The following is an 8,222-nucleotide window of genomic DNA, read 5'->3' as shown; positions in this document are numbered from 1 at the left end:
GGACGTCACCGTGGGCGACGTCCACGTCGACGGAGAGGAAGACCAATGACCGAGCTGACCACCGCTGCCCTCGCGCCGCGCATCGACCTCGCCGTCACCGCCACCGAGGGGGTGCGGGAGATGTACTCGGCACGCCCGCTCGTCGCCCGCGCCGTCGAGCGCGCCGTCGACACCGAAGGATCCCTCGCGGCGGTCGACGACGTCGACGGTGCACGTTCGATCACCGTCTGCATCGGCGTCTCGACCCAGGACGACTCGGTCGCGGTCGCTTCCGCGGTCGCCGCTGCGGTGCGCGGCACCGACGAAGCGGCAGCGGCGGCGACCGTACGGGTCCGTGTCGGCCGGCTGGTGGCGCCCGCCTCCTGAACATCTTCTCGGCCCCGGCAAAGGGACGGCGCAATACGCTAGAAGCACCGCTCCCAGACCCCGGAGGCCGAATGCCCACGCCGCCCGTCATCGCCGTCACCGGCTCCACCGGAGCCGTCGGTGGCCGTGTCGCCCGCGATCTCGCCGCCCGCGGCATCCCGCAGCGTCTTCTGGTGCGCGACGCCTCGCGTGCTCCGGCGCTCGAGGGCGCCGAGGTGCACGTGGCCCGGTACTCGGACACGGATGCCGCTCGCGCGGCGCTGAGCGGCGTCGAGACGCTCTTCATGGTCTCGGCCTCCGAGACGGCCGACCGCGTCGAGCACCACCGCGAGTTCGTCGAGGCCGCCGCCGCGGCGGGCGTCCGCTCGATCGTCTACACGTCGTTCCTCGCGGCCGCTCCGGACGCCGTGTTCACTCTGGGCCGTGATCACGCGGCGACCGAGGAGATCATCCGCGCCTCGGGCATGCGGTGGACGTTCCTGCGCGACAACTTCTACATGGACATGATGGAGCTCTTCGCGGGCGACGACGGTGTCATCCGGGGCCCCGCGGGCGACGGGCGGTGCTCGCTGGTCTCGCGCTCCGACGTCGCGGCGACGGCCGTGTCGGTCCTGCTCGATCCCACCGCGCACGCCGACACCGCATACGACCTGACCGGCCCCGAAGCCCTGACCATGGCCGAGGTGGCCGAGAAGATCTCGGCCGTCCGCGGCCACCCCGTGCGCTTCCTCGACGAGACGGTTGACGAGGCCTACGCCTCGCGCGCGGCGTTCGGCGCTCCCCGCTGGCAGGTCGACGCGTGGGTGAGCACCTACACCGCCATCGCGAGCGGCGACCTGGCCGGCGTCTCGAGCGATGTCGAGCGGGTCACGGGTCGGCCGGCGCAGAGCTTCGAGGAGTTCCTGGGCGCTGTCGCGTGAGCATCGTCGGCGTCGGGTATGCTGGCGGCGTGCTGACCTGTCGCTGTTGTCGCTGAACGCCTCTCCGCGTTCTCTTTCGACGACCCCGTCAGCCGCGCCCGTATGGGCGCACAAACCCCTCAGGATGCCACCGTGCGTTACGCCCAGAGCGTCGCCGACCTCGTCGGCAACACCCCCCTCGTCCGTCTCACCCGCGTCACCGACGGCATCGCCGCCACGGTCCTCGCGAAGATCGAGTACGTCAACCCCGGTGGTTCGGCGAAAGACCGGATCGCCGCCAACATCATCGACGCCGCCGAGCGTGACGGACACCTGAAGCCGGGTGGCGTGATCGTCGAGCCGACCAGCGGCAACACCGGCGTGGGTCTCGCGCTCGTGGCCCAGCAGCGCGGGTACCGGTGCGTGTTCGTCGTCCCCGACAAGGTCGCCGAGGACAAGCGTGCGGTCCTGCGGGCGTACGGGGCCGAGGTCGTGGTGACCCCGACCAACGTCGAGCCCGACGACCCGAACTCCTACTACAGCGTGTCCGACCGCCTCGTGCGCGAGATCCCCGGCGCCTTCAAGCCCAACCAGTACGCGAACCCGAACGGGCCCCGCAGCCACTACGAGACCACCGGGCCCGAGATCTGGCGCGACACCGATGGGCAGCTGACGCACTTCGTGGCCGGCGTCGGGACCGGTGGCACGATTAGCGGCACCGGCCGGTACCTTCGCGAGGTCGCCGGAGGCGCCGTGCGCATCATCGGTGTCGACCCCGTCGGCTCGATCTACTCGGGGGGCGACATTCACGGGTACGACGTCGAGGGCGTCGGCGAGGACTTCTGGCCGCCCGCTTTCGACCCGACCGTCGTCGACGCCTACGAGCGCGTGTCCGACGCCGAGTCGTTCGCCATGACCCGCCGCCTCGCCCGCGAGGAGGGTCTGCTCGTCGGGGGATCGAGTGGCATGGCCGTCGTCGGCGCTCTTCGCGTCGCCCGCGATCTCCCCGCCGACGCGGTCATGGTCGTCGTGCTGCCGGATCACGGACGCGGCTACCTCAGCAAGATCTTCGACGACGACTGGATGCGCGCGCGCGGCTACGACGTCGAGCCCACGGCATCCCTCATTCCCACCCCCTCCGAGGAGCACTCCGCATGAGCACCCACGACGCCGCCCGCGGCTTCGACAGCCTCGCCGTCCACGCGGGCCAGGCCTTCGACGAGACCACCGGGGCGGTCATCCCGCCGATCCACGTCTCGACGACCTACGCGCAAGACGGCATCGGCGGCCTCCGCGGCGGATACGAGTACGGCCGCAGCGGTAACCCCACCCGGACGGCGCTCGAGACGCAGATCGCCGCCCTCGAGGGAGGTGCCCGGGCGCTGTCGTTCGCCTCGGGTCTCGCCGGCGAAGACGCCCTGCTGCGCGCAGCCCTGGTCCCCGGCGACGAGGTTCTCCTCGGCAACGACGTGTACGGCGGAACGTACCGCCTCCTCGCCCGCGTGCTCGGCCCGTGGGGCGTGAAGCTGCGCGTCGTCGACATGAGCGACCTGGATGCCGTCGCCGCGGCGATCGAGGAACGCGCGCCGAAGATGGTCTGGGTCGAGACCCCCAGCAACCCGATGCTGCGCATCACCGACATCGCGGGTCTGGCGCGCCTGGGCCACGCGGCCGGCGCGATCGTCGTCGTCGACAACACCTTCGCGTCGCCCGCCCTGCAACGTCCGATCTCGCTCGGTGCCGATGTCGTCGTGCACTCGGCGACGAAGTACCTCGGCGGCCACAGCGACGTCGTCGGCGGGGCGCTCGCCTTCGCCGACGCGGAGCTCGCCGAGAAGGTGCAGTTCCTGCAGTTCGCCGCCGGTGCGGTCTCGGGGCCGTTCGACGCCTACCTGACCACGCGCGGCATCAAGACGCTCGCGGTGCGCATGCAGCGCCACAGCTCGAACGCGCAGGCCGTGGCCGAGCACCTCGCCGGTCACGACCGCGTCGCGCGCGTCTACTACCCCGGTCTGCCGGAGCACCCGGGCCACGCGCTCGCCGCGTCGCAGATGAGCGGCTTCGGGGGCATCGTGTCGCTCGAGCTGGCCGACGGTGCCACCGCGCGCCGCTTCGCCGAGTCGACGCAGCTGTTCACGCTCGCTGAGTCGCTCGGTGGGGTCGAGTCGCTGGTGAACTACCCGGATGCCATGACCCACGCCTCCGTGCGGGGGACCGAGCTCGCGGTGCCCGACACCATCGTGCGTCTGTCGGTCGGCATCGAGTCGGTCGACGACCTGGTCGCCGACGTCGACCGGGCGCTCGCTTCGCTCTGAGTCGGACGCCGGGGTCCCGGCATCCACGCGTAAACGCGATTCGCTCACGGAAACACGGGGAGAGCGTGTTTCTGCGCGCGGATCGTGTTTATGAGCGCGTACCGATACCGCTGCGCGAACCCCGGCGGCAGCACGGTTCGTGCGGCGGGGGTATTTCGTTGCGGCGCCGGGGTCCCGGCATCCACGCGTGAACGCGATTCGCTCACAGAAACATGGGGAGAGCGTGTTTCTGTGAGCGAACGGCGTTTATGAGCGTGCGGCGGGCCGGGGCGCGGAGCTCGCGCCCGCCGGGGCTCGCGCCGTCGCGGCCGCAGCGTGCGACGGTCGCGATGGCTGCGCCCGCCGCGGTCAGCGCTCCGCGCGTGCCAGATTCTGCGTCAGCTCGTCGGCGTTCTGGCGCACGACGTACGCGGGCTGGTCGCGCTCGACGCGCCAGCTCTCGCTGAGCGAGCCGATGTTGACGGTGTCGAAGCCGAACTCGTCGTACACACGCGTGATGAGTGCGACGCCCTCGTCGGAGTCGCTCGCGGTCGCCAGTGCGCGACGGTTGTCGGTGCCGGCGGGGGAGCCGTCGGTGAGGATGTCGGCGGCCATGATGTGGTTGAACGCCTTCACGACGACCGACTCGGGGAGGTGCTCCTGCAGCATCTGCGAGGTCGTGGTCTTCTTCTCGTCGAGGGCGGCGATGTGTCCGTCGCGCTCGAAGTAGTAGTTGTTCGTGTCGAGGACGATCTTGCCCGCCAGGGGAGCGGCCGGGATCTCGCCGATGGCCTTCAACGGCACCGTGACGACGACGAAGTCGCCGGCTTCCGCGGCATCCTGTGCCGTCGCCGCGCGCGCCCGATCGCCGATCGACGCGACGAGATCCGCGAGGGTCTCGGGCCCGCGCGAGTTGGCAATGACCACGTCGTAGCCGTTGTTGACGAAGCCCTTGGCGAGGGCCGAGCCGATGTGTCCTGCTCCGATGATTCCTACGGTTGTCATGCTCGGGATCAACGGCGGGTTCGGGAGGGGCATTCCCGCGAAGGGTGGGATTGTCATACGCGTTCTAAATAACTAGCAGTTCGAGATATCAGTGTCAATGGGGCGTCGTCGCGTCATATCGCTCGCTACTGTCAGTGTTGTCGCACCCTCGCGCGAGTGGTCGCGGACCGGTGTTCGGGTCACCGTGCCGCTTGACCTGCGAGGGCGACGGCCCCCGGTGGACGCGGCTTCGGACACCGGGGGCCGCTTTCTTTTCCCGTGCTCGCGGCCTCGAGGGCAGACGCCGCGCGGGCGGGCGGGAAGTGCCAGACTTGACCCTCGTGCACGCCGACACCCGCCCGCAGCGCTCCGTCCGCTTCTTCGCCGTCTGCATCGGCGTCGGTCTTCTCGCCGGCCTGATGTCGGGACTGTTCGGCGTGGGCGGGGGCACCGTCATCGTGCCGCTCCTCGTTCTGCTTCTGGGCTTCGACCAGCGCTTCGCCGCGGGCACGTCGCTCGCGGCGATCGTGCCGACGGCCTCGGTCGGCGTCGTCACGTACGCCATCGACGGTCACGTCGCGTGGATCCCCGCGTTGATCCTCGCGGCCGGAGCCGTGGTCGGTGCCCAGATCGGCACGTGGCTCCTGCCGAAGCTGTCGCAGACGGCGTTGCGCTGGGCGTTCGTCGCGTTCCTGCTCGTCGTCATCGTGAGCCTGTACTTCGTGATCCCTTCGCGCGACGCCGAGCTCGTGCTCACCTGGATCACCGGACCCGGTCTCGCCGTGCTCGGTGTGGTCACCGGCATCCTGGCCGGTCTTCTGGGCGTCGGCGGCGGCATCATCGTCGTGCCCGCCCTGCTGCTGCTGTTCGGCACGAGCGATCTCGTCGCCAAAGGAACCTCGTTGCTCATGATGATCCCGACGGCGATCTCGGGCACCGTGGGCAACCTTCGTCGCTCGAACGTCGACCTCGCGGCGGCCGCCTGCGTCGGGATCGCCGCGTGCACGACCACCGCGCTCGGCGCGCAGATCGCGAAGGCCGTCGATCCGTTCGTGGCGAACGTCCTGTTCTCGATCTTCCTCGTCTTCATCGCGACGCAGATCGCCATCAAAGCGGTGCGGGGGCGCCACCAGCGCTGACGCGTCCGCCGTCACGGGCTTCGGCCGACAGGACCGGGCGGACGCCCCGCCGTAGACTGGTTCGGTGCCCGTGAATCCTGAACTGGTCGGTCGTGTGTTCCCGCCGACCGCGCCGTACCTCGTCGGCCGCGAGAAGGTGCGCGAGTTCGCCCGCGCCGTCTTCGCCGACGCTCCGCAGCATTCCGACCCCGAGGCCGCCCGCGCTCTCGGCTACGCCGATGTCGTCGCGCCGCCGACCTTCGCGATGGTCGTGCAGGACCTCACCCTCCAGCAGCTGCTCGGCGACCCCGAGTCCGGCATCGAGCTGTCCCGCCTCGTGCACGCGGAACAGCGCTTCCGCTACACGCGTCCGATCGTCGCGGGCGACGAGCTCGTCGCAACGCTCTCGGTCACCGGCATCCGGTCGATGGGCGGCAACGCCATGATCACCAGCGAAGCGGAGATCGTGGATGCCACCGGCGCCCACGTCGTGACCACCACCAGCGTTCTTCTGGCGGGGGAGGCCGGCGCATGAGCGAGTTCACCGTGGGCGAGGTCATCGCCGAGCGCTCCGTGCACCTGACCCGCGAGTCGCTCGTGCGGTACGCGGGCGCGTCGGGCGACTTCAACCCGATCCACTACCGCGACGACGTCGCCGCCGCCGTGGGGCTTCCGGGCGTGCTCGCGCACGGCATGCTCACGATGGGCATCGCCGTTGGCACGCTCGCCGACGCGCTGGGCGACAGCGGACGCATCGCCGAGTACGGTGTGCGCTTCACACGTCCCGTCGTCGTCGACCCCGAGGCCGGTGCCGATCTGCACGTCAGCGCGAAGGTCGGTGCCGTCGACGACGACACCGCCCGTATCGACCTCACCGTCACGTTCGCCGAGACCACCGTGCTCGGCAAGGCGCAGGTGCGGGTACGGCTCGCCTGATGCCCGAGGTCGCCCCGATCCCGCTCTCTCAGCTCACGACGCTGCGCACCGGCCGCGAGCCCGCGCGTCTCATCGAGGCGCGCACGGCCGACGAACTCGTCGCGGCGCTCCGCGAGGTCTGGGCCGACGGAGACGAGTGGTTCGTCCTCGGCGGCGGCTCGAACCTCTTCGTCGGCGACGAGCCGTTCGAGGGAACCGTCATCCGCGTGCGCACGACCGGCATCGAAGAACTCCCCGGCTCCCGCCCCGACACCGTGCGCCTGCGCGTGCAGGCCGGGCACGACTGGGACGCGCTCGTCGCCGAGACCGTCGAGCGGGGTCTCGCGGGCATCGAGGCCATGTCGGGTATCCCGGGCACCGTCGGTGCCGCGCCGGTGCAGAACGTCGGTGCCTACGGTCAGGAGATCGTGCAGACCCTCGTCGAGGTGGAGCTGATCGACGAGTCGACGGGCGACGTCTCGGTGGTCTCGGCCGCCGAGCTCGGCCTCGGCTTCCGGACGTCGGTGCTCAAGCAGCACTACGGGTCGATCCCCGACCGCTCAGCCGTGATCCTCTCGGTCACTCTCGAGCTCGAGCGCGTCGGTGCGGGGGAACGTCCGATCACGGGGGACCAGCTTCGTGGAGCGCTGGGCCTGGATGCCGATGACGCCGTGTCACTGCGCTGGATCCGCGACCACGTCCTTGCGACTCGCGCCCGCAAGGGCATGGTCCTCGACGCGGAAGACCCCGACACCTGGAGCGCCGGCTCGTTCTTCCAGAACGCGATCGTCAGCGAGGCCTTCGCCCGCACCCTTCCCGAGGCGTGCCCGAAATGGCCGATGGCGCCGGTGCTCGATCCGGTGACCGTGATCCCGCTCGCCGCGTTCGACGGCATCCTGCCCCCGCCCCCGGTCGAGCGACACGAGGTCAAGGTGAGCGCCGCGTGGCTGATCGAGAACGCGGGACTCCGTCGCGGGTTCCGGTTCCCGCGCTCGCGCGCCGGCCTGTCGACCAAGCACACGCTCGCTCTGACGAACCGCGGTGAGGCGACGGCGGCCGAGATCGCCGAGCTCGCCCGCTTCGTGCAGAGCCGCGTGCACTCCGAGTTCGGTCTGATCCTTCAGCCCGAGCCGGTCCTGGTCAACGTCGAGCTGTAGTCGAGGCCGCCCTGGGCGGCCCGGGCGTCCCGTCGTGCGGGCCGGGGAGTCGGGCTAGCCGCGGGGCGTGCCGTCGTGCGGAGATTGGTCGTGACACGCCGGCTCGGGATGCCGGGGACCCGGCGTGTCGGTTCTGATCTCCGCCTGACGGCTCGGGGGCCGGCGGGCGGTGCGGGCCGTGGGGCCGACCGCCGTGGCGGCATCCCGCTGTGCCGTCGTGCGGAGTTCGGCGGTGACGCGCCGGTTCCGGATGCCGGGGACTCGGCGTGTCGTTCCGTTCTCCGCGTGACGGTTCGGGGGGCGTGGGCGTGCCGGTGCGGGGTGTGAGGCCCGCGGGGGCGTGCCGTCGTGCGGAGTTCGGCGGTGACACGCCGGTTCCGGATGCCAGGGCCTCGGTGTGTCGGCTCGGAACTCCGCCTAACGGTCCGCGCCGCCGGGGCCGCCCGGCCACCGGGAGCGCCCGGCCGCCGAGACCACCCGACGGGCGGG

Annotated in this window: 9 protein-coding genes; 8 read left to right on the top strand and 1 reads right to left on the bottom strand. The window is 71.0% G+C overall.

Features of this window, described 5'->3' with window-relative positions; genetic code table 11:
• Positions 1 to 45: 45 nt before the first annotated feature.
• From P2P98_RS04040 to P2P98_RS04025, 4 genes are all read left to right on the top strand, one after another.
• Positions 46 to 366 (top strand): hypothetical protein, encoded by a 321-nt coding sequence (locus tag P2P98_RS04040; protein ID WP_275797452.1) that lies wholly within the window; start codon positions 46 to 48, stop codon positions 364 to 366.
• A gap of 71 nt (positions 367 to 437) precedes the next feature.
• Positions 438 to 1,286: an SDR family oxidoreductase gene (locus P2P98_RS04035; RefSeq protein ID WP_275797450.1), complete on the top strand. Its 849-nt coding sequence runs from the start codon at positions 438 to 440 to the stop codon at positions 1,284 to 1,286.
• A 132-nt stretch (positions 1,287 to 1,418) separates the two neighbouring features.
• Complete coding sequence (locus tag P2P98_RS04030) at positions 1,419 to 2,423, top strand: pyridoxal-phosphate dependent enzyme (RefSeq protein WP_275797449.1); 1,005 nt, start codon at positions 1,419 to 1,421, stop codon at positions 2,421 to 2,423.
• Complete coding sequence (locus P2P98_RS04025) at positions 2,420 to 3,580, top strand: cystathionine gamma-synthase (protein ID WP_275797447.1); 1,161 nt, start codon at positions 2,420 to 2,422, stop codon at positions 3,578 to 3,580. Before P2P98_RS04030 ends, P2P98_RS04025 begins: the two co-directional genes overlap by 4 nt.
• Positions 3,581 to 3,928: 348 nt before the next feature.
• Here the strand turns inward: P2P98_RS04025 and P2P98_RS04020 are convergent, their stop codons facing one another.
• Positions 3,929 to 4,564: an NAD(P)-binding domain-containing protein gene (locus tag P2P98_RS04020; protein WP_275797445.1), complete on the bottom strand. Its 636-nt coding sequence runs from the start codon at positions 4,562 to 4,564 to the stop codon at positions 3,929 to 3,931.
• A 311-nt stretch (positions 4,565 to 4,875) separates the two neighbouring features.
• Here P2P98_RS04020 and P2P98_RS04015 point away from each other — a divergent pair, with 311 nt between their 5' ends.
• The 4 genes from P2P98_RS04015 to P2P98_RS04000 all read left to right on the top strand — a co-directional run bounded on the left by P2P98_RS04015 (position 4,876) and on the right by P2P98_RS04000 (position 7,733).
• Positions 4,876 to 5,682, top strand: a complete 807-nt coding sequence (locus P2P98_RS04015; protein WP_275797443.1) for a sulfite exporter TauE/SafE family protein — start codon at positions 4,876 to 4,878, stop codon at positions 5,680 to 5,682.
• Between the two features lie 64 nt (positions 5,683 to 5,746).
• Positions 5,747 to 6,196: a MaoC family dehydratase N-terminal domain-containing protein gene (locus P2P98_RS04010; RefSeq protein ID WP_058597619.1), complete on the top strand. Its 450-nt coding sequence runs from the start codon at positions 5,747 to 5,749 to the stop codon at positions 6,194 to 6,196.
• Entirely contained in the window at positions 6,193 to 6,597 is a 405-nt protein-coding gene (locus P2P98_RS04005) for a MaoC/PaaZ C-terminal domain-containing protein (RefSeq protein ID WP_275797440.1), read from the top strand. Before P2P98_RS04010 ends, P2P98_RS04005 begins: the two co-directional genes overlap by 4 nt.
• Positions 6,597 to 7,733, top strand: a complete 1,137-nt coding sequence (locus tag P2P98_RS04000) for a UDP-N-acetylmuramate dehydrogenase (RefSeq protein ID WP_275797439.1) — start codon at positions 6,597 to 6,599, stop codon at positions 7,731 to 7,733. The genes P2P98_RS04005 and P2P98_RS04000 overlap by 1 nt, the downstream gene beginning before the upstream one ends.
• Positions 7,734 to 8,222: the final 489 nt, after the last annotated feature.

This window comes from Microbacterium sp. Kw_RZR3, assembly GCF_029222405.1.
Taxonomy (GTDB): domain Bacteria; phylum Actinomycetota; class Actinomycetes; order Actinomycetales; family Microbacteriaceae; genus Microbacterium.
The sequence above is the reverse complement of the archived record's forward strand: the minus strand, read 5'-3'. Positions and strand labels throughout refer to the sequence as shown.

What these genes read in the sequence shown, in the direction of transcription:
- P2P98_RS04040 (WP_275797452.1), top strand. Translation starts at nt 46, where the DNA reads ATGACCGAGCTGACCACCGCTGCCCTCGCGCCGCGCATCGACCTCGCC.
- P2P98_RS04035 (WP_275797450.1), top strand. Translation starts at nt 438, where the DNA reads ATGCCCACGCCGCCCGTCATCGCCGTCACCGGCTCCACCGGAGCCGTC.
- P2P98_RS04025 (WP_275797447.1), top strand. Translation starts at nt 2,420, where the DNA reads ATGAGCACCCACGACGCCGCCCGCGGCTTCGACAGCCTCGCCGTCCAC.
- P2P98_RS04020 (WP_275797445.1), bottom strand. Translation starts at nt 4,564, where the DNA reads ATGACAACCGTAGGAATCATCGGAGCAGGACACATCGGCTCGGCCCTC.
- P2P98_RS04005 (WP_275797440.1), top strand. Translation starts at nt 6,193, where the DNA reads ATGAGCGAGTTCACCGTGGGCGAGGTCATCGCCGAGCGCTCCGTGCAC.
- P2P98_RS04000 (WP_275797439.1), top strand. Translation starts at nt 6,597, where the DNA reads ATGCCCGAGGTCGCCCCGATCCCGCTCTCTCAGCTCACGACGCTGCGC.